The 20,553-nt window shown below is 42.0% G+C and carries 18 protein-coding genes; 17 read left to right on the top strand and 1 reads right to left on the bottom strand.

Going from position 1 to position 20,553, the window contains the following annotated elements; all coding sequences use genetic code 11:
- Positions 1 to 144: 144 nt before the first annotated feature.
- Entirely contained in the window at positions 145 to 1,311 is a 1,167-nt protein-coding gene (locus LFUMFP_RS05765) for a hypothetical protein (protein WP_106483243.1), read from the bottom strand.
- Positions 1,312 to 2,057: 746 nt separating this feature from the next.
- Here LFUMFP_RS05765 and LFUMFP_RS05760 point away from each other — a divergent pair.
- The 17 genes from LFUMFP_RS05760 to hslU all read left to right on the top strand — a co-directional run bounded on the left by LFUMFP_RS05760 (position 2,058) and on the right by hslU (position 20,543).
- Positions 2,058 to 2,489: a MarR family winged helix-turn-helix transcriptional regulator gene (locus LFUMFP_RS05760; RefSeq protein WP_158697731.1), complete on the top strand. Its 432-nt coding sequence runs from the start codon at positions 2,058 to 2,060 to the stop codon at positions 2,487 to 2,489.
- Positions 2,490 to 2,520: 31 nt separating this feature from the next.
- Positions 2,521 to 3,729: a signal peptidase I gene (gene lepB, locus LFUMFP_RS05755; RefSeq protein ID WP_106483242.1), complete on the top strand. Its 1,209-nt coding sequence runs from the start codon at positions 2,521 to 2,523 to the stop codon at positions 3,727 to 3,729.
- 106 nt (positions 3,730 to 3,835) lie between these two features.
- Positions 3,836 to 4,159 (top strand): LPXTG cell wall anchor domain-containing protein, encoded by a 324-nt coding sequence (locus LFUMFP_RS05750; RefSeq protein WP_025083267.1) that lies wholly within the window; start codon positions 3,836 to 3,838, stop codon positions 4,157 to 4,159.
- 1 nt (position 4,160) lies between these two features.
- Positions 4,161 to 4,910, top strand: a complete 750-nt coding sequence (locus LFUMFP_RS05745) for a WxL domain-containing protein (protein WP_106483241.1) — start codon at positions 4,161 to 4,163, stop codon at positions 4,908 to 4,910.
- 35 nt (positions 4,911 to 4,945) lie between these two features.
- Positions 4,946 to 5,674 carry a WxL domain-containing protein gene (locus LFUMFP_RS05740; RefSeq protein WP_035439057.1) on the top strand — a complete coding sequence of 243 codons (729 nt, stop codon included), beginning with the start codon at positions 4,946 to 4,948 and terminating at the stop codon, positions 5,672 to 5,674.
- 46 nt (positions 5,675 to 5,720) lie between these two features.
- On the top strand, positions 5,721 to 6,707 hold the full coding sequence (locus LFUMFP_RS05735) for a WxLIP family cell surface protein (protein WP_035439066.1): 987 nt from the start codon (positions 5,721 to 5,723) through the stop codon (positions 6,705 to 6,707).
- Between the two features lie 123 nt (positions 6,708 to 6,830).
- Positions 6,831 to 9,374: a DUF11 domain-containing protein gene (locus LFUMFP_RS05730; RefSeq protein WP_025083271.1), complete on the top strand. Its 2,544-nt coding sequence runs from the start codon at positions 6,831 to 6,833 to the stop codon at positions 9,372 to 9,374.
- Positions 9,375 to 9,666: 292 nt separating this feature from the next.
- Positions 9,667 to 10,524: a ribosome biogenesis GTPase YlqF gene (ylqF, locus tag LFUMFP_RS05725; RefSeq protein ID WP_035439058.1), complete on the top strand. Its 858-nt coding sequence runs from the start codon at positions 9,667 to 9,669 to the stop codon at positions 10,522 to 10,524.
- Positions 10,517 to 11,278 (top strand): ribonuclease HII, encoded by a 762-nt coding sequence (locus LFUMFP_RS05720; RefSeq protein WP_106483240.1) that lies wholly within the window; start codon positions 10,517 to 10,519, stop codon positions 11,276 to 11,278. Before ylqF ends, LFUMFP_RS05720 begins: the two co-directional genes overlap by 8 nt.
- A gap of 61 nt (positions 11,279 to 11,339) precedes the next feature.
- Complete coding sequence (gene dprA, locus LFUMFP_RS05715) at positions 11,340 to 12,206, top strand: DNA-processing protein DprA (RefSeq protein WP_106483239.1); 867 nt, start codon at positions 11,340 to 11,342, stop codon at positions 12,204 to 12,206.
- A gap of 90 nt (positions 12,207 to 12,296) precedes the next feature.
- Entirely contained in the window at positions 12,297 to 13,160 is an 864-nt protein-coding gene (locus tag LFUMFP_RS05710) for an NAD(P)H-binding protein (RefSeq protein ID WP_106483596.1), read from the top strand.
- 2 nt (positions 13,161 to 13,162) lie between these two features.
- Positions 13,163 to 13,597 carry an Rrf2 family transcriptional regulator gene (locus LFUMFP_RS05705; RefSeq protein WP_106483238.1) on the top strand — a complete coding sequence of 145 codons (435 nt, stop codon included), beginning with the start codon at positions 13,163 to 13,165 and terminating at the stop codon, positions 13,595 to 13,597.
- Between the two features lie 470 nt (positions 13,598 to 14,067).
- Positions 14,068 to 16,152, top strand: coding sequence for a type I DNA topoisomerase (gene topA / locus LFUMFP_RS05700; protein ID WP_106483237.1), 2,085 nt, complete (start codon positions 14,068 to 14,070; stop codon positions 16,150 to 16,152).
- Between the two features lie 21 nt (positions 16,153 to 16,173).
- A complete protein-coding gene (gene trmFO, locus LFUMFP_RS05695; RefSeq protein ID WP_025083277.1) occupies positions 16,174 to 17,484 on the top strand; it encodes an FADH(2)-oxidizing methylenetetrahydrofolate--tRNA-(uracil(54)-C(5))-methyltransferase TrmFO in 1,311 nt (436 codons plus the stop codon).
- A gap of 67 nt (positions 17,485 to 17,551) precedes the next feature.
- Positions 17,552 to 18,457 (top strand): tyrosine recombinase XerC, encoded by a 906-nt coding sequence (xerC, locus tag LFUMFP_RS05690; RefSeq protein WP_081779535.1) that lies wholly within the window; start codon positions 17,552 to 17,554, stop codon positions 18,455 to 18,457.
- A gap of 107 nt (positions 18,458 to 18,564) precedes the next feature.
- The gene (gene hslV, locus LFUMFP_RS05685) at positions 18,565 to 19,110 is read left to right on the top strand and encodes an ATP-dependent protease subunit HslV (protein WP_025083279.1); all 546 of its coding nucleotides are present in this window, start codon (positions 18,565 to 18,567) and stop codon (positions 19,108 to 19,110) included.
- An 11-nt stretch (positions 19,111 to 19,121) separates the two neighbouring features.
- Positions 19,122 to 20,543: an ATP-dependent protease ATPase subunit HslU gene (gene hslU, locus LFUMFP_RS05680; protein WP_158697730.1), complete on the top strand. Its 1,422-nt coding sequence runs from the start codon at positions 19,122 to 19,124 to the stop codon at positions 20,541 to 20,543.
- Positions 20,544 to 20,553: the final 10 nt, after the last annotated feature.

Below are 20,553 nucleotides of genomic sequence, written 5' to 3'. Positions count from 1 at the left end.
GCTGTGACAGAAATTGATGAGTTCTGGCGCGCGTCAAAAAATAATGTTCGTTTAATATCAGAATACGACGACTTATGTCACAGCCCCATGTAAAAAGGCGCAACACCAGTATATTTACTGATGTTGCGTCTTTTTTTAGCTGGATTAATCAAGCGTAACCGTTCCATTATTAATACTGACCGGGTCATTACTATTGATTTGGCCAGCGGTCGCATCCGTTAAATATTTAATACTATCGGTCATGCCGACAATCGGAGGGCCGGCCTTAACGGTAATCGTTGAAGCGACTTCGCCGGGTTTTAGGGTCGCCATTTGTTCAAAAATTGTAACATCTGTTTGTGGTAAATCACTTGCGGCAACGAGTGCATTCGTTCTTTGATAAGTGGTCGTGACACCTTGACCGATTCGAATGAGTTGGTTGGCACTGGTGAATAGATAGAGATAACCAATGCTGTCACCACTTGCGACGGATTTAGAAGTGAGTTGATAGCCAGCTTGGGCGGCGTTGACCTTTTGGGCCGCGTAAATTGTGTTTTGATTCAGTGAAACGAGGGCATAGTCGCCTAACGATTGAATTGCAGATCTTTCGAAACTATCGTAACGGTGTTGATACAAATAACCGTCTTTAATCATGATCTTACCCGTGTCATTGGCACTCGTCGTCGTTTCGGGCGCAATCCACGTCCCATTTAACCGATCTAAGGCGATGGCACTGGTTGTTTTCTTGGTAGCGGTGTCCGTAAAAGATTGACCGCGATCAATGGTCGTTGTTTTATCAGTATCCCTGTAATAAATATTAATAGCGTATAAGTGATGTCCGCTCGCAATAAACCCTTGAGGTAGGGTCATACCGCTGACTTTGGTTTCGAAGAAAACTAAATCGGAAAGTTTAGTCACTTTAACCGTGGCACCTAATTTTTTGAGGACCGCGTTGATTTGGGGGACCGTCATTAAATGAATTTGGGCTTGGGCACTTTTGGTAAAATGTTGGCGCATATCGGTTTGCCATTTTTTAAGTGAAATTTGCTTATATTTAACGGAAGTACTAATGAGGGTTCCTTTAGAGGCTGTCCAACTTGATTGATTATCGATTTTGGAGACTTCAGAAGCCGTCAGTGTATCGGAAACTCCGTGGCTAGTCTGTTGCGAGCTGATACTCTGACTAAACGTCCAGGTTTTGGAAGCGGATTTTAAAAGACTTTCGGTCGTCGGTTTGACCGAATTAACCTTGGTTTGTTTGGTTTGTGGTTGACTGCAACCGGTTATTAATAATGCTAATAAAGGAAGCATTAAGAAGATTGATTTGCGCATGCAAAGGACTCCAGTTCGTATTTAGTGCTTTAATTATAGCATTAAACTAAGATGACGCTAAAAAATTATTGAGCGCCTTTAATTTTTGAAGTTAACCCCTGAAATTGGAGAAATACAATTTCAGGGGATTTTTGATGTGGCGAATTATCAATTCGGCACAATGATATAAAAAAAGCCGCTAGTGATAGAATTCGCTATCACCAACAGCAGACATTGTAGAATTAATTTAATTAACAGTAATAATCTCGTTAATAACGTCGATTACCTATAAGATATTAAAATATAAATATTTTTCATGCGTCCCAGTATATAGGACGAATTAATATACAATATGGGCATAATAATAAGGTCATAACTCAAAAGTTATGACCTTATACCTTATGTGAATAGTTTAGGCTATTTCCTAACGGATTGCAACTATTTTTTAGGTTAAAGTTAATAATATTAATAATTTATGTAATCCGCCGTATATTAATATTTATGCATGAATTTTTGGAAAAGGACAGTTTTTGTCAAAAAAAAGGATTTGGATGTTGTAGACGATTACATTGCCGGTGTCATAACTTTTGAGTAGTGATTGGTAAATTGTTAAACGCTGAAAAGGGTGCAATTCAATTGATGAGATTCATTTGATTAAGTTAAATGTCGCGATTAACAACTAATGGCGATGATTATTCAAGAGGTGAACTACTAACTAATCAGGATGCTGTTATACATAATATATATTAGTGGAGGAAACTATGCAGGTGGAATTCGAAACACTTCACGTACTTAAACGAAAAATCGATGAATTATTTAATAGTGTGTTAGGTGGGGTTGAACTTACCATAGAACAGTACATTTTAATGACTGTTGTCCATAAATCAGGTAGACAGAACCCGACTAAGATTGCGGCTGAATTGAATATTTCAAAAGCAGCGGTTTCTAGGCGTTGTCGAGAGTTGGAGCGTAGAAGATTTTTTGAACGATTGCAGCCTGATGTTGAAGATGATTGTCGGGTTATCTATTACACGTTAACGAGAGAAGGTGAACGCTTGTTAAATAAAGTAAACGGTCTGATTAATGAGGTTTATCAAATGGATACTGAAGATGCTCATCAGCTAGATAGTGACGGCTGCATCATTAATGCCATCCAAGTGGTTAATACAATGATTACAACGAATAAGCATGCAAGTTAATCATTGAGACATAGAAGGAGCGTATTCAATAATGGGGGGCATCACACAAAAAGAGTTGGAATCGCTTGAAACTGAAATTAGTCAAATTATTGATAACCTTGATCAAGAGAAGCAGTTAAAACAACAATTGTTGACGGAAAACGAAACGTTAAAACAGCAATTGACTGAATTCAAACGGTATAAAACGAAATATCAGCAACTATTACTTGAAACTGCACATTTGAAATTAAATCAGCCGGCACAATCTTCTCAAACTGCGTTATCTGAAAGAGAGATTGCGGAAGTGCTATTAAGCGCTAAAATGACGGCTAAACAGATTATTCAAAGTGCTAAACAAGAAGCCCAAGAAATTGAACAGATTAAGAAATCCGCACTACAAGCGATTAAAACTGATGAGCAACAATTCCAAAATCAGATTGAGGCCTCTAAGTCATCGGAACCTAGAATTTATGTAAATCATCTAGAAATGAGATTTGGTAATGAACGTACTTTAGACAGCATTAAGGAACAGATGCAAGCCGTTTTCCAAGAAATGTTCTCGATTAGCCCGGACAACCCACAAAATGAAGTCAATCTAACTGTGAAGAAAACTAAGTCTGAAGAGATCAAACCAGAGACCATTCAAAAGCGTAAAACAACTGATACAAGTGTCCAAACATCGAAAGCTGAATCAAAGAATCAAGAAGGCGCAACATCGTTAATTGCAAAACTCAAAAAAAAAAATGACCGACAGCACGTCAAAGCCGCTGTTCGTAAACGAAAACGAATTCGCCGTGGCGTGATTGGGTTACTAGTCGTTGGAGGGCTGGTTTCAATGACCGTTACATTAGGTCAATTTTACGCGATTGCTCAAGTACAAGGGCATTCGATGAAGCCAACGTTGAAAAATAAGACGATTATGGTGATTCAAAAGCCACCCGTTAAGTTAGCCCGTAATGATTTAATTACCTTTAGCGTGCCTAGTATGGGCAATGAACACTTTGTTAAACGAATTGTGGCCTTACCAGGCGATTCAATTTACGCCAATGGTGGTGATCTATACGTCAATGGCAAACGTGTTAAAAAAATCTATTCAAAACAAACGACCGCTGATTTTTCATTGTTTGAAACAAGTGGTCAAAATACCGTGCCCGCCAAGAAAATATTCGTGTTGGGGGATAATCGCCAACATTCAACCGACAGTCGTAGTTATGGCTTTATCGATGACAGTCAGGTCGAAGGCAAAATATTATTTAAATAATGGCTAACACGAGGCAATCTGGGATTCGTTTAGTTAAGTATATTAATGGCAGCGAAACTAAATTAGTTTAAATCGAATCCAGCCATATTAAGGAGGTGATTCAAAGATGCGGAAAGTTCCCAAGTACTTGGTTATTTTAGTGCTTATGTTGCTATATGTGGTTAATACTAATCAAATGAGTCATGCAGAAACAGTGGGGTCGGTTATCAGTCAATCTACAATTAGTTTTAATCAGACCTACATTCCACCAATTGATAATCAAACGACGGTGATTCCTGATGGTAATGTGGTCGTCCCACCAAGTCAATCGAGCACTAAACTGCCACAAACAGGACAAAAGTCTGAAGGTTATCTAGTATGGATTGGGGTAGTACTTATTTTTAGCAGTATCAAATTGAGAAGACGTAACACTATTCTGGGAGGAATATAACATGAAAATCAATAAAGTTCTAATGGCAAGTGCAGTTGTATTGGCAACATCAGTCAACCTATCATCAGTCGCAATGGCAGCTGAAGCAGGTAGTGTGACAACTAAGGGCGATGTCACTTTTGTAGAAGATACTGATCCAACAACACCGGTTGACCCAACAGATCCTGATATTCCGGTTGATCCAACTGATCCAGATAAACCAAACCCAACTGAGGGACCGTTGAGTATCGATTATGCGTCAAATTTACATTTTGGCGAACAAAAAATTTCAGCCAAAACTCAAACATATTTTGCCGCAATGGACAAGATTAAAGACCCAGCGGATGCCAATAACACGCTTGATAAACCAAACTGGGTACAAGTGACTGATAAACGTGGGACTAATGTCGGTTGGAAATTACAAGTTCAACAAGGTGCGCAATTTGCAACTGGTGCAGCCGAAGAATTAAAGGGTGCCGAAATTAAATTAATGAATGGTGCGACTAAATCAACATCTGATAACCAAGCTGGCGTACCAACAGCCTCACAAGAAATCACGTTGGTTCCTGGTGACAGCACAACAGCCGGGGCTGCTCAAGATGTCATGACTGCTCAAGCTGATCAAGGTATGGGTACTTGGACCAATGGTTTTGGGGATGATACAACTGGCAGCAAGAGTATTTCACTAACGGTTCCTGGTGCATCTGCGAAAGTCAAAGATGGTAAATACACAACTGATTTAACTTGGGTCTTAACTGATACACCAGCTTAAACAACATCAATAACTTATTTGGGGAGATAAGAATAATGAAAAAATCAATTAAATATTCAACAGCAATGCTTGCGTTGCTATTAGGAACGACAATTATGAGCAACACCGCTTTTGCAGCTGACGGAGCATCCGTCAAATCAATCGGGACCATTTCATACGTGCCAGATGATTCAACGGTGACGCCGATTGATCCGATTGATCCAGATCCTGAAAAACCAATTGTACCAACTGATCCAGGAGATCATGAAAATCCAACGGCTGGACCATTGAGTATTGATTATGTGTCAAATTTACGTTTCGGTGAACAAAAGACAACGGGCCAAAATGCAACTTACTACGCTAATCTGGATAAAATCATTGAGAGTGATGGTAGTCAGATTGAACGGCCTAACTTTGTCCAAGTTACCGATAAACGTGGTAGCAATGCTGGTTGGCATTTGACAGTCACTGAAGATGCACAATTTAAGAGTGGCGAAAATGAATTAACGGGTGCGCAACTGACATTAATGAACGGAACAATGGCAACTCCTAATGATGGGATCGAACCAACGGCTGAACAAAAAATTGCCTTGACACCTGGGACGGCTTCAGATGTCTTGGATGCAAAAGCAGATCAAGGGACTGGGACTTGGTTAGACCGCTTTGGTACTGACGAAGCAGCAGGCAAGAAGAGTGTTTCGTTATCAGTACCTGGTAAAACCAAGAAAGTACAAAGCGAATATAAAACAAGTTTAACTTGGACATTAACCGATACACCAGCATAAAGAATGGAGATTTGACGTGAAAAAGAGAAATCTATTGGTATTTTTAATGGGATTTATGTCTTTATTGATTGGCATTAACAAAGTTTCAGCAGCGGAAATGAGCTTTTTAGTTCAAGCGGATATTCCAACCAATCAGGTGGATAAGTCACAAAGTTATTTTGATTTGCGGATGAAACCGGGCCAAGCCCAAGATTTAACGGTTGAGATGCGTAATGATACGAAGGACGACGTGACGGTCGAGGTCTTACCGAATACCGCTATTACCAACGATAACGGAATCGTCGAGTATAATAACACCACCAAAAAACGTGATAGCAGTTTAAAAGTCGGATTCAAAGATATCGCAACCGCGGATAAAGAAGTGACGATTCCAGCTAAAAGTACCAAATTACTCAAAATTCACGTTCAGATGCCTAAAAACGAGTATACAGGGACTATTCTTGGGGGCGTTTATTTCACTGAGAAGACTTCGGCAGAAACAAACAAGACACAAAAAGGAAGTCAGATTGTTAATCGCTATGCCTATGTGATTGGCGTTAAGTTAACGGAGAATGATCAAGTTGTTAACCCGGCATTAAAACTAAATTCGGTCAAGGCCGATCAAGTTAATTATCGGAATGTGGTGACTGCCAATATCCAGAATACTGAATCAGCGATTCTGACTGATTTAAGTATTAAAGGTCAAATTTATCGTCAGGGTCAAAAAGAGGTGCTTTATCAAGCAACCCGCAAGAACCTTAGAATGGCGCCTAACTCTAATTTTGATTATGGGATTAGTCTTAACAACAAGGCCTTTAAACCGGGTAAGTACACTTTTAAAGGGGTTGCGAAGTCGAAGGATAAAACTTGGCGTTTTGAAAAGGATTTCGAAATTAAAGGTGAAACCGCAAGCAAATACAATAAGAAGGCAGTCTCACTAGAAAAAGATAATACTTGGATTTATATTTTAATCGGCGTGATTATCTTTGTGCTGTTATTGATTGTCATTTTAGTTTTAATGCGTAAATTGAAGAAAGCAAGAGATGTAGACTAGTTGATATCTTGCATTTTTTAACTCGATAGTTAATGGTTTTGATTTACGAGGTTAACAGAAACTGGGAACTTATCGAAGAATAGCGATTCTTTTGATAAGTTCTTTTTTAATGAGGTGGGAATAATGCGAAAAATATTTATATCTATCAGTTTGAGTTTAATGGTATTAATCGGGATCGGTGGCATTTTATGGGGCCCTCAATTATTAGCAGGGGATGCAACTGTGACTGATTTGACGCTTAAAACAACCGTCAAAGCGCAAACAATCCTGGTTGATGTTGACGATCAGAATCCAAACGATCAAAAGATAGTCATGCCGTTACCGAAGAACATTGACTATCAACAGACCAGTTATGCTAACGCGGCGGTGACGGTTGATCAAGCGAATCAACAACTGGTCATTGATTGGTTAGCGGGCCAGCCTAAGCAAATTCAAATCAAGTTAACGGCAGCCGAACCCGGCGATTATCAAATGAAGTTGCAGACCGTTCGTGATGGGGTATCGGTTGAATCTAAACCGGTTGTTGCGCAGACAACAGCGCCCAAGGTAGCGACTAACAATAGTAGTGTCATTGTGAATCGGACAGCAGCGGTTGCCAAGGTGACTGGTCGGGCGATGACGATGAATGATAGTGATGTTTACAGTCTTAGCGGGTATAACCTGTCGCGACTAACTGCGGCCGACCTGACTAATAATATTGTGAAGGTGATAGAGTCAGTGACCTATCCCACCAATACCGCTGTTTATAATAATGATATATCTTATTATAATGGTAAGCTATATACATTTAATAGTGCGGCTGGGACGTTCGCCATTTGGAATGCCAATGGTACACATACGGTTTCTAAAAAATATAATCAGGCAGTCGGCAAGATGACAGTCTCTACGATATCAGCAGATGGTCAATTCTATGGTTATTATAGTGATGGCACTAATTTTCATTTAAGTAAACTAAATAGTAATACCGGGGATTTTAGTGACAAAGTATTAGTATTTAATACTGATGATGAGAAAAAAATTTTTGGAATTAATGGTGATTCAGTTGTCGATGGCGATGGTTATATTTGGAAGGCGTCGAATTATGTATCAAATAATGTATCAACGGCTTACGTACAAAAAATCGATGTTACATCAGGTAAAGTGCTGCAGACTATACATGTCCGACTCGCAGACGGTAGTTATAAAATTAGTTCAATTGTTGCGCTAGCATTTTTACCAAATGGACAGTTAGTTATCGGAGGAGAAAATAAATTTGGTACGATTAATTTATCAACAGGCGTTGTTTCATATATGTCAGGTACTTTAGCGTCAGGTGATATTGCATCAGGCAGTACACCATATTTGAATACGCATTTAACGGCTGATTTAAGTGCGTCGCCAACTGTCGATACGCTTTTACGTCGAGATGACGTGGTGACGTATACCCTTAAAGTAGCGAATGATGGTAACTTGGCGTCTTCCAATACAGCGGTGACTAACGCAATGCCAGCTGGCACAACTTATGTTCCGAATAGTACAATGTTGAATGGGGCCAGCGCAGCTGATGTGAACGGGACATCGCCGTTAGTGGCTGGATTACCGATTAAATCGGCTAGTTCAGCTGATGGCGTTGTCGGTAAAGGGCAACCAGTGACGATTACGTACAAGGTCAAGGTTAACCGAAATGTTAAAGATCAGGACAAAATTATTGATCAAGCAACTGTTAAATCACAAAATAATGCGGATCTTACTTCCAATCAATTGACCCATACTGTCTCAATTGTCAATCCGCCAAAAGCGCAATATGCGGTTCAGGTCTTGAATAATTACACGGTGCCTGACGATAAACGAATTCTATTGGGTGATCAATTACAGGTTCGTTATCAAGTCAAGAACGCTCAAAGTTCGAATTCAGCCTTTCAAAAAGACAAGGCGACTTGGTCTTTTAAATTGCCTGAAGGTGCTGATCTAGATAGTACCGAAGCGACAATTAACAAGTCATACGGGACTTCTACAACGGTACCAGTCAGTCAAATATATGATGCAAAAACACGATTGATCACAATTAATTCAGCAACCGTCGGTGATTTTAAATTGGATGCACAAGATACAGTCAGTGTAGATCTCAAGGTGCAGGTTTCTGATAGTGATTTATCGTTGGTTGGGGAAAATATCGAATCGGTACACACGGTCTCAGGAACGGATTTAAATGGCGATCAACAGACTTTAACCAGTGATGGCGCCATTGGTTATGGACCCATTTATTCTGGTAAATTACGGTTTAAAGAAGTGCCAGCAACCATTTCGTTTGCTGATTCAAGAATTGCCAGTAAGACAACTGAAAGCAAACGGAAATTGGCCGACTGGAAAATCATAGTCGATGATTCTAGACGACGTAAGAATAATTGGCACGTAACGGCCAAACTAAGCACACCATTTGAGTCTACGGATGGGTCTCAATTAGCCGGCGACAGCTTAGTCTTTAGAAAAACGGACACTGCCGATCAATACATTGATTCAACGAGCAACGTCGATGTTTATGATGGCATCAGTACAACGACCGAGGATGATTACGATATTTCTTGGGCGGCAGCCAACGGACCATTATTACAAATTGCACCAGGTACAGCCAAAGTTGGCACGTATCAAGGCACGCTTCAATGGACGTTAATTGATGCGCCAGTGTAAAAAGTGGTCGCGTAAAACAATGATTCGAATATAAAAAAAGAATTGATTAATAAAAAAAGTGAAGATATGATAGAATTATACTAACTGATTCAGTTTTAGTAATAATAACTATTAAGTCTTCGCTTTTTTGTGGTGTGTAATAGTTATTTCCTATTATAATTGTCATATCTAGTCAAACGTTAAGTAGCATTTTTCAGAAAACCGTTCGTAAGAATGTAATCTCTACGTATTTTCAGTAAATGAGTGACCACCAAGTGTAAACCGCTTTGGTATGAAAGGAATTAAAATAATTATGACGATTCAATGGTATCCGGGGCATATGGCCAAGGCCCAAAAACAAATTAAAGAACGACTAAAATTAGTTGATATTATCCTAGAGATTGTTGATGCGCGTGTACCAGAATCATCAATTAATCCGATGATTCAAGAACTCGGTCAAAATAAACCAGTGCTTCTAATTTTAAACAAGGCCGATATGGCCGATGCCCAAAAAACGCAACAGTGGATTGAAACGTTTAAAAAACGGGGCATCACGGCGATCGCGTTAGACGCGCAACATAAAGCCAAATTACCAATGATTGAAAAAGTCGCGCAAGAAATTCTAGCTGACAAATTAGCGAAGAAACGGGCCAAAGGAATTAGAAATCCGGTGATTCGTGCGATGTGTGTTGGGGTGCCAAACGTTGGTAAATCAACGATTTTGAACCGACTAATGCATAAGAATATTGCCGTCACGGGTAACCGGCCCGGGGTCACTAAAAATCAACAATGGTTAAAGGCCAGTGAACGTTTTGAAGTACTAGATACGCCTGGTGTTTTATGGCCTAAGTTTGATGATCCCGCAGTTGGTAATAAATTAGCGTTAACCGGTGCGATTTCGGATGTGGTTTACCATGCGGATGATGTGGTTGTGTTTGCGTTGGATTATTTCAAGCAATTTTATCCAAATCAATTACGGAAAACGTATCAGGCAACCGATGCTGATTTAGAACAATCATCACCGGAATTAATTATGATTCTAACCAAGCGACTTGGGTTTAAAGAAGATTATGACCGTTTCTGCATTAAGTTTATCAACGATGCGCGGCAAGGTAAATTAGGCCGCTTCACATTAGATCCTGTGCCTGCGGAGGCGAAAGGCAATGACTAGCAAACAGTCAATTGCGACGATTAAGGCGTTACTCGCTGAACCAGTTGCTCAAGCTGTACTGACCGAACTAGCATTAGATGACCGGAGTGGTGTTCAAAAACTACTGGTTCAATATGCGAAACGCCAAGCTAAATTAGTGGCCCAACAGGCTGCTTTTGAAGAACGGCGCCAAATGGAATTAGCGCTCTGGCCCGATTACCCGCTTGTTGCGGGGATTGACGAAGTTGGTCGAGGACCGTTAGCGGGACCAGTCGTGACGGCAGCGGTAATCTTACCGCATGATTTTGATTTATGGCAAGTCAACGATTCTAAGCAGTTATCCTTTAAGCTGAAACAAACCTTGTATCGGCAAATTATGGACTGCGCGATTAGCGTCAGCATTGGGATTGCTGATAGTCAGCGGATTGATATCGAAAATATTTATCACGCGACTGAACTTGCGATGGGCGAAGCGGTCGCCGGGTTAGATAAGAGACCTGATTACCTGTTAGTCGATGCGATGACGGTGCCGACCGATATTCCGCAAGAAAAACTGATTAAAGGTGATGCGCGTAGTGTCAGTATTGCGTCGGCCAGTATTGTCGCCAAAGTCATTCGGGATCAATTGATGATTAATTATGATCAACAATATCCGGGGTATGATTTCGCCAATAACATGGGTTACGGCACGGCGAAACATCTAGCCGGTTTGGCTGAATTAGGGGTGACCCCGATTCATCGACGGAGTTTCTCACCGGTTCAAAACGCATTATAACAGTTAAAAAAACAACAGCTCTTTTGCGTAAGATTAATTAACGTAAAGGAGCTGTTTTTGTATGGTTAGTAAACGACAATTATTATTGAAAGTTCATTTGGCGGCCGGTTTTGGCTTGACGAGCGAATTAAGATTAGCCACTTGGTTATTAACGAGTCAGAATTGGGAATTGTCGGCCGTTGAATTAGCGCAGATTGGTCGGTTGCCAGAACGTTATTGGTCGACTTTTCAGGCCAGTTTTCAAAGTGCCACATTGCAATGTGCTTGTGAATATCACGAACAGTTTGCGGCGTATCTGACGATTATTGACGAAGCCTATCCGCAACGGTTATTAGAAACGTATCAACCACCGATTGTGATTTTTTATCGGGGAGCGTTGGCTTGTTTGAAGCAACCGGCCTTAGGAATCGTCGGTGCTCGTCAAGCGGGACCCTATACGAAATTAGCGTTACACCAATTAGAGTCCTTGCCAACCACGACCGCGATTATCAGCGGGCTGGCTCAGGGTGCGGATGCGATGGCCCATCAATGGGCGTTGCAACAGGGCCGCGCACCGATTGGCGTGATTGGCACCGGCTTGAATTGTTGTTATCCGCCGCAAAATGAACAGTTACAGCAAACCGTTGCCCAGTGTGGCTTATTACTTTCAGAATACCCGTTGGATACGCCGGCCCGCAAATTTCAATTTCCAGCGCGCAACCGGATTATCGCTGGGCTGTGCCACGGATTATTGGTAACTGAAGCGCGTCAGCGAAGTGGCAGCTTAATCACGGCTAACTTAGCATTGCAAGCGAATCGCAACGTTTACGCTGTACCGGGGCGACTCGATCAATCCTTGTCGGCGGGCTGCAATCAATTAATTCTAGCGGGGGCCACACCGCTGTTAAATGCGACGTTATTGACTGATGAACTTCGTTATTTTGAATAAGCCAAGCAAAATAATTGCTTACAAACGATTTCCTGTTGTTATTAAAGTTACAGGTTAATGATTAGCCAAATGGGAAGGAAGTTTTTAATGATGAAATATGCAATTACAGGTGCAACTGGTAAATTAGGTTACGGGATTTTAACGGAATTAATGACAGTAGTGGCGGCCAAAGATATTATCGCAATTGTCCGCAATGTTGAAAAAGCCCAAACAATTTTGCCAGCAGGAATTGAAATTCGCCAAGGGGATTATACGCAAGCGTCTGCGATGACGACAGCTTTGATAGGTGTTGATCGCTTGCTATTCGTCTCTTCACAACCAGGTGGTGCAGTCAGTCGTGAACAACAACACTTAAATGTTGTTCAAGCGGCTAAAAATGCGGGCATTCAATGGATTGGCTATACCAGCTTCCCAGATGCGGACCATGCAACGACCCCATTAGCATTGGACCATCAAGCAACGGAAGCGGCGATTCTAGCCGCTGGGTTAGCCCATTCATTCTTACGTAATAATTGGTATCTTGAAAATGAGCTAGGATTAATCAATGCTGGGTTACAAGGTCAACCATTTGTCTATGCTGGTGGGGATGGTCAAGTCGGTTGGACACTAGAAGCTGATTATGCCAAAGCGGCCGCACATGTTTTGGTAACAGCCCAACCGAAAGACATCTATGAATTTTCAGGTGAGGGCCATACGTACGCCGAATTAGCAGCGGTGGTTGCTGAATTGAGTCCCAAGACGTTCACGGTCGAAGCGTTGGATCTGGCAACTTACCAACAACAATTGACGGCTCAAGGGTTAGACGAACAAACGGTCGCTATCATGGGGATGTTGCAAAAATTGATTCGAGATAATCAATTAGCCAACACGACGGATGATTTAGCAACCGTCTTAGGTCGACCAGCACCTAGCTTAAAAACGTTAGTCCAAACGGTCATTAAGGAACAAGCCTAAAGATGCGCTATTCACATCAATTAAGTGATGCCGTGCATATTCTAACCTATCTCGCAATTTATCCGGATGGCGATTTATCGAGTCAACGGATTGCGGGTAGTATCAATGCTAATCCCAGCTTAGTGCGACGCTTGATGGCGTTGTTGAGTAAGGCGGGGTTGTTGAATTCACGAGCAGGTGTTAGTCAACCGAGTTTAGCCCAGCCGGCGGATCAGATAACGTTATTGATGATTTATCAGGCGTTAGAAGATGCACCGCCTTTGTTGCACGTCGATCCTAAAACCAATCCGGATTGTGTGGTTGGTGGTAATATCCAAGAAACCCTGAATCAAGTTTACGCCGACGTTCAGACGGCTGCTGAACAACAAATGGCGCAAGTCACGTTAGCCGCGATTATGGGTGATATTTTAGAGAGACAAGCGGCTAAAACAGAATAGGTAAGTGCTGTCACTCACGGGTAGTTTCTGAGCATTAGCCTAGTTTCGTGAATTATGACTGTATTTAGTCATAATTTGCGATTCGTAGCTAGACGGAAGAAGTTGGCTGAGAAGCACGTTATAATCTAAGTGTGTTGAGTTGCGGTCAGCAACCGAGCATTAACAGAAGATCTCCCAGTTATCTTGATTTTAAGATAACTGGGAGATTTTAGGTTAAGCGGAAGTTGTTGCAACTCAAAAGCACGTTATCAATTCCCAATCGTTTTTTAGCTGGATTGGATAGGGTTAATCAAGACCATCAAGTTTAAAATTTTTCAACATTTTAAAAAAATTCCAATAAGTTTCCTTTGATTACGGGGAAACCTATGCTATGCTTTAAGCTGTTAATGAACCGGAGTTCGCTATTAGCAACAATCAACAGCTAATAGGCATCAATTTAAATCGAGAACTCTGTCGAAAGGAGTTTGTCCATGGCAGGCAAAAATTTAGTCATTGTAGAATCACCTGCAAAGGCCAAAACAATCGAAAAATACCTTGGTCGTAATTATAAAGTAGTTGCGAGTAAAGGCCATATCCGCGATTTACCCAAGAGTCAGATGGGTGTGGATTTTGAAAATAACTATGAACCTAAATACATCTCAATTCGCGGTAAAGGCGATACCATTAAAGAATTAAAGAAACAAGCAAAAAAAGCGGACCATATTTTCCTCGCAGCCGATCCCGATCGTGAAGGGGAAGCCATTGCGTGGCATGTTTCGCATATCTTAAAATTAGACCCAACCGAAAAAAATCGGGTGGTCTTTAATGAAATTACCAAAGAGACTGTCAAAAGTGCCTTTAAAACACCGCGTAGTATCGACATGAAACTAGTCGATGCCCAACAAGCACGGCGGGTGTTAGACCGGATTGTCGGCTATTCAATCAGTCCATTACTCTGGCAAAAAGTTAAAAAAGGCTTGAGTGCTGGTCGGGTCCAATCAGTTGCTTTGAAACTCGTGATTGATCGGGAAAATGAAATTAAAGCGTTCGTGCCTGAAGAATATTGGTCACTAGATGCAGAATTCAAAAAGGGTCGTAGTAAGTTTGCGGCCAGCTTCTATGGTTTAAAAGGCAAGAAGTCTGCTTTACCAAACAATGAAGCGGTCCAAGCGGTTCTGAAACAAATCGATAAAGAAGCGGCCTTTACGATTGAAGACGTTAAAAAACGTGAACGTAAACGATTCCCAGCCGCACCGTTTACGACAAGTTCATTGCAACAAGAAGCCAACCGTAAGTTAAACTTCAGAACCCGTAAAACGATGATGCAAGCCCAACAATTATATGAAGGGATTAACCTTGGTGGTAAAGAAGGCACCGTCGGGTTAATCACCTATATGCGGACGGATTCAACGCGGATTTCAACGGGCGCTAAACACGAAGCGTCTAAATTCATCCATGACGAATATGGTGAAGCTTATGCTGCGATTAAGGCCCACCAAACTAAGAATCCAGAAGGCGCGCAAGATGCCCATGAAGCGATTCGGCCAACGTCCGTGATGCGGACACCGAAGAGCATGAAGGACGTTTTAACCAACGATCAATACAAAATCTATAATTTAATTTGGTCGCGCTTTGTTGCCAGTCAAATGACACCAGCCATGTTTGATACGGTGGCTGTTAAAATTGGCCAAAAAGATGTTTTATTTAAAGCCAATGGTTCCCAAATGAAATTCCCTGGCTTTACGAAGCTCTATGTTTCTTCACGTGATAAAGAGGATTCGGCCAAGGATAACGTTCTACCTGATTTGACGGTCGGCGACGAAGTGAAGTTAGCCAAGACTGATCCGGCACAACATTTCACACAACCACCTGCTCGTTATTCTGAAGCCAACTTAGTCAAAGCACTTGAAGAAAACGGCGTCGGTCGGCCATCAACCTATTCACCAACGATTGAAACCATTCAACGGCGCTATTACGTGAAGCTCAACGCCAAACGTTTTGAACCGACGGAACTCGGTGAAATCGTCAATAGCTTGATTGTCGAGTTTTTCCCGGATATCGTCAATATCGATTTTACAGCCGATTTGGAACATCGTTTAGATGATGTTGAAACCGGTCAAGAAAATTGGATTAATATTATTGATAATTTCTACAAGCCATTTGAAAAAGCGGTCGAAAAGGCCAGCGAACAGATTGAAAAAGTTCAGATTAAAGATGAACCAGCTGGTTTCAACTGTGATATCTGCGGGGCGCCGATGGTCGTTAAAATGGGCCGGTACGGCAAGTTCTTCGCTTGTAGTCGATTCCCAGATTGTCGCAACACCAAGGCAATCGTTAAGGAAATCGGTGTGACTTGTCCGAAATGTGGTAAGGGTCAAGTGATCGAACGTAAATCGAAGAAGAATCGTTTATTCTACGGTTGTGATCGCTATCCAGATTGTGATTTTGTGACTTGGGACAAACCCGTGGGCCGTAACTGTCCTAAATGTGAACATTATTTGGTTGAAAAGAAGATTAAAGGTGGCAAACAAGTCATCTGTCCAAACGGGGACTATGAAGAAACCGTTCAAAAATAAATTAAAAATTGAGGTTATCGTATGACAGCAAAACCTTTTGTAAACGTCGTTGGTGCTGGCTTAGCAGGCTCTGAAGCTGCTTGGCAAATTGCGAATCGCGGCGTCGATGTTCATTTGTATGAAATGCGACCGGTTAAAATGACACCGGCCCATCACACTAAGAATTTCGCAGAATTAGTCTGTACCAATTCATTGCGGGCTAACCAAGTGACTAACGCGGCTGGTTTAATCAAGGAAGAGATGCGCCAATTAGATTCAGTAATTATTAAGACGGCGGATCAAAATGCCGTTCCAGCCGGTGGTGCTTTGGCGGTTGATCGGGAACCTTTCTCGGCAATGGTTACTGAAAAATTAGCGAATCATGAACGGATTACTGTCCATTATGAAGAATTAACGGCCTTCCCTGAAGGGCCCACCGTGGTTGCGACGGGTCCGTTAACTTCTGAAATTTTAGCGGCGCAGATTAGCGCGTTAAACGGTAGTGACGGGCTGTATTTCTACGACGCAGCTGCGCCGATTTTAGATAAAAACAGTATCGATTTTGATCAGGTCTATCTAAAATCGCGTTATGATAAGGGCGAAGCGGCCTATCTCAATTGTCCAATGACGGAAGCCGAATTTGTCGCGTTCTACAAAGCGTTAATTAGTGCGGATGTCGCTGAAATGCACGAATTCGAAGATGAAAAATTCTTCGACGGTTGTATGCCAATCGAAGTCATGGCGAAACGTGGGATTAAAACCATGTTGTTTGGTCCGTTGAAACCAGTCGGACTCGAAGATCCTAAAACGGGTGACCAACCGTACGCAGTCGTTCAATTACGGCAAGATAATGCGGCGGCTAGCTTGTACAACATCGTCGGCTTCCAAACGCATCTGAAGTGGGGCGAACAAAAGCGGGTCTTCCAAATGATTCCTGGTTTGGAAAATGCTGAATTTGTCCGTTACGGTGTCATGCACCGCAACACCTTCATGAAATCGCCTGAAGTCTTGTTGCCCACCTATCAATCGAAGGTCCGCAACGATTTATTCTTCGCTGGTCAAATGACCGGGGTGGAAGGTTATGTTGAAAGTGCGGCCTCAGGTTTAGTGGCCGGAATCAACGCGGCGAAGTTAGCCTTGGGTGAAACGCCGGTTGAATTTCCAACCGATACCGCAATGGGCGCGATGGCCCATTACATTACCCATACCAGTGCGAAACATTTCCAACCAATGAACGCTAACTTTGGAATTTTTGAACCCTTAAAACAACGGATTCGGGACAAAAAAGAACGAAATCAAGCTTTGGCTGATCGGGCCTTGGCGAGTCTTGAAGCGTTTAAGACAACGCTTTAGTGAACATCCTTTTAAATCTCTCCAGGCTTGTGGTACAGTAGTACTATTCAAGCTTGGAGGGATTTTTTTGGCGTTGGAACAAGACTGGTTGGCCCGGTTCTTACAATATTTAATTGTGGACCGGCATTATTCAGAAGAAACACAAAAAGCCTACCGAGCGGACATCAAAGCTTTCGTTGATTTTCTAACCAACAACGGCGGGTTAACGTCGTTTAAACAAGTCGGTAACTTAGAAGTCCAAACGTATTTAAACGAAATGGATCAAAAAGCTTATAGTCGCGAAACGGTCGCACGTCGGATTTCGAGTTTACGGTCGTTTTACCGTTATCTGGTTAAAAATGAGTTTTTAACGGATGATCCGTTTGAAGCGGTCCAACTTAAGAAGCAACAACATAAATTACCGCGTTTCTTTTACGAAAAAGAAATGGATGCGCTATTTGCGGCCATCGAGGGTCAAAAACCGTTGGATCAACGCAACCGTGCGATTTTAGAGTTATTGTATGCGACTGGGGTGCGGGTGAGTGAATGTGCTCAGTTAACAATTGGACAGATTGATTTTGGGTTACGCGTGATTTTAGTCCACGGTAAGGGCAATAAAGACCGTTACGTGCCGTTTGGCCACCATGCGGCGGATGCGTTACGTTTTTATCTCGATCACGGGCGAACAACGTTACTTGAGAAGCAAGCAACCAGTCATGATGTGGTGTTTGTCAATCGGCTGGGCGCACCGATTACCAGTCGCGGGATTGAATACGTCTTAGACCAGATCATTAAGAAAACCAGTTTAACGACGGACATTCATCCGCATATGATTCGCCACACTTTCGCGACTCATCTGCTGGACCACGGCGCTGATTTACGAACGGTTCAAGAATTGTTGGGTCACAGTAGTCTGTCGACGACCCAAATTTACACGCACGTCACGACGGCGCACTTGCAAAAAGACTATCGACAATTCTTCCCGCGAACGTAAAACTCGGTCTAAAGGTTGATTTTTTTTAAATCAATTAACGCTAGAATTAGCACACAGCCTTAAAGACTGCTAAAATGACATTAACGCAATTTAAAGGAGCTATTTAAATGACAACAATTTGTGCAATTAAACATAATGGTAAAACGGCGATTGCCGGTGACGGTCAAGTCACGATGGGTGAAAAATTCGTCACGAAGGATTCTGCTAAAAAGGTGCGCCGGATTTATAATAACCAAGTCGCAATCGGGTTTGCCGGTGGCGTCGCTGATGCGTTTACGTTACAAGAATGGTTTGAACAAAAGCTTGAAAAATATTCTGGTGATTTGCAACACGCCGCGGTTGCTCTAGCGCAAGACTGGCGTAAAGATCCAACTTTACAAAAGTTAGAAGCGATGTTAATCGCCGTGAACGAAAAGGATATTCTATTGATTTCTGGTAATGGTGAAGTGATTACGCCTGATACATTGGCTGAAACCGGCGATCAAGTGATTGCAGTTGGTTCGGGTGGTAATTTTGCTCAAGCATCAGCAACGGCCTTGATGTTAAAGGGCCGTTCTGAATTAACGGTTGAAGAAATCGCTGAAACCAGTGTTGATATTGCGGGCTCAATCGATGTTTATACCAACCATAATATTATTGTGGAATCATTCTAGGAGGCAGACAAATGGACTTAATGAATAAAACCCCTAAATCAATCGTGACCGAACTTGATGAATTTGTCATCGGTCAGGATCAAGCTAAAAAAGCGGTCGCGGTCGCTTTATATAACCGCTATCGCCGAATGCAATTGAGCGAAAAAATGCAACAAGAGATTACGCCTAAAAACTTATTGATGATTGGACCAACCGGGGTCGGCAAAACTGAAATTGCCCGCCGGTTAGCCAAAGTAGTGGATGCGCCTTTTATCAAAGTTGAAGCGACTAAGTTTACCGAAGTAGGGTATGTTGGTCGTGATGTCGAATCAATGGTCCGCGATCTTGCTGACATTGCCGTGCACATGGAAGAACAAGAACAATTCAAAAATGTGCGTGGTAAAGCTGCTCGTCAAGCGGATAAACGCTTGGTGAAGTTACTCGTGCCAGGGATTAAAAAAGAACAACGTAAAAATGACAAAGCTGGCATCAACGATTTGATGGGCATGTTTACGGCCTTGCAAAATGGCGAAACGCCGGCCGGCTTTGGTCAACCAGAACCCGAAGAAGTGACTGATGACGTTCGTAACGAACGGCTATCCGTTAAAGAACAACTCGACAAAGGGTTGTTAGACGATCGTGAAATTGAAATTCAAGTGGATGAACCTAAAAAAGCAGCACCAATGAACGATATGATGGGTCAAATGGGCATCGATTTAAACGATACTTTAGGCTCAATTATGCCGAAGAAAAAGATTACACGCACGGTGACGGTTAAAGAAGCACGTGAAGTCTTTATTCAAGAAGAATCTGATAAATTGGTCAACCATGCTGATATTTATCACGATGCATTGCAAAGAGCCGAGAATACCGGTATCATCTTTATTGATGAAATCGATAAAATTACGGCTGGTGGCAAGAAACAATCCGGCGAGGTTTCTCGTGAAGGGGTTCAACGTGATATTTTACCAATCGTTGAAGGCTCACAAGTCAATACGAAGTACGGCATGTTGAAAACGGACCACATCCTCTTTATCGGTTCCGGTGCATTTGCCGAATCAAAACCAAGTGATTTGATTGCTGAATTACAAGGTCGGTTCCCAATTCGGGTTGAATTACAAGATTTAACTGAAGCCGATTTTGTCCGGATCTTAACCGAACCTAGTAATGCGCTGGTGAAGCAATATATGGCGTTGATCGGTGCCGATGGCGTGCATGTGACTTTTACGATGGAAGCCATTCAACGGATCGCTGCGATTGCTTTCCAAGTGAACCACGATACCGACAATATCGGTGCGCGGCGTCTAGCGACAATTCTTGAAAAATTATTGGAAGACATTTTATTTGAAGGTCCCGATATGCAAATGGGTGACATCACGATTACGGAACAATACGTCAATGATAAAATTGGCAAGATTGTTGCTGACAAAGATTTAACCCGATTTATTTTATAATAGTTAAAGG

It is taken from the genome of Latilactobacillus fuchuensis (assembly GCF_900258455.1).
GTDB classification, from domain to species: domain Bacteria; phylum Bacillota; class Bacilli; order Lactobacillales; family Lactobacillaceae; genus Latilactobacillus; species Latilactobacillus fuchuensis.
The sequence above is the reverse complement of the archived record's forward strand: the minus strand, read 5'-3'. Positions and strand labels throughout refer to the sequence as shown.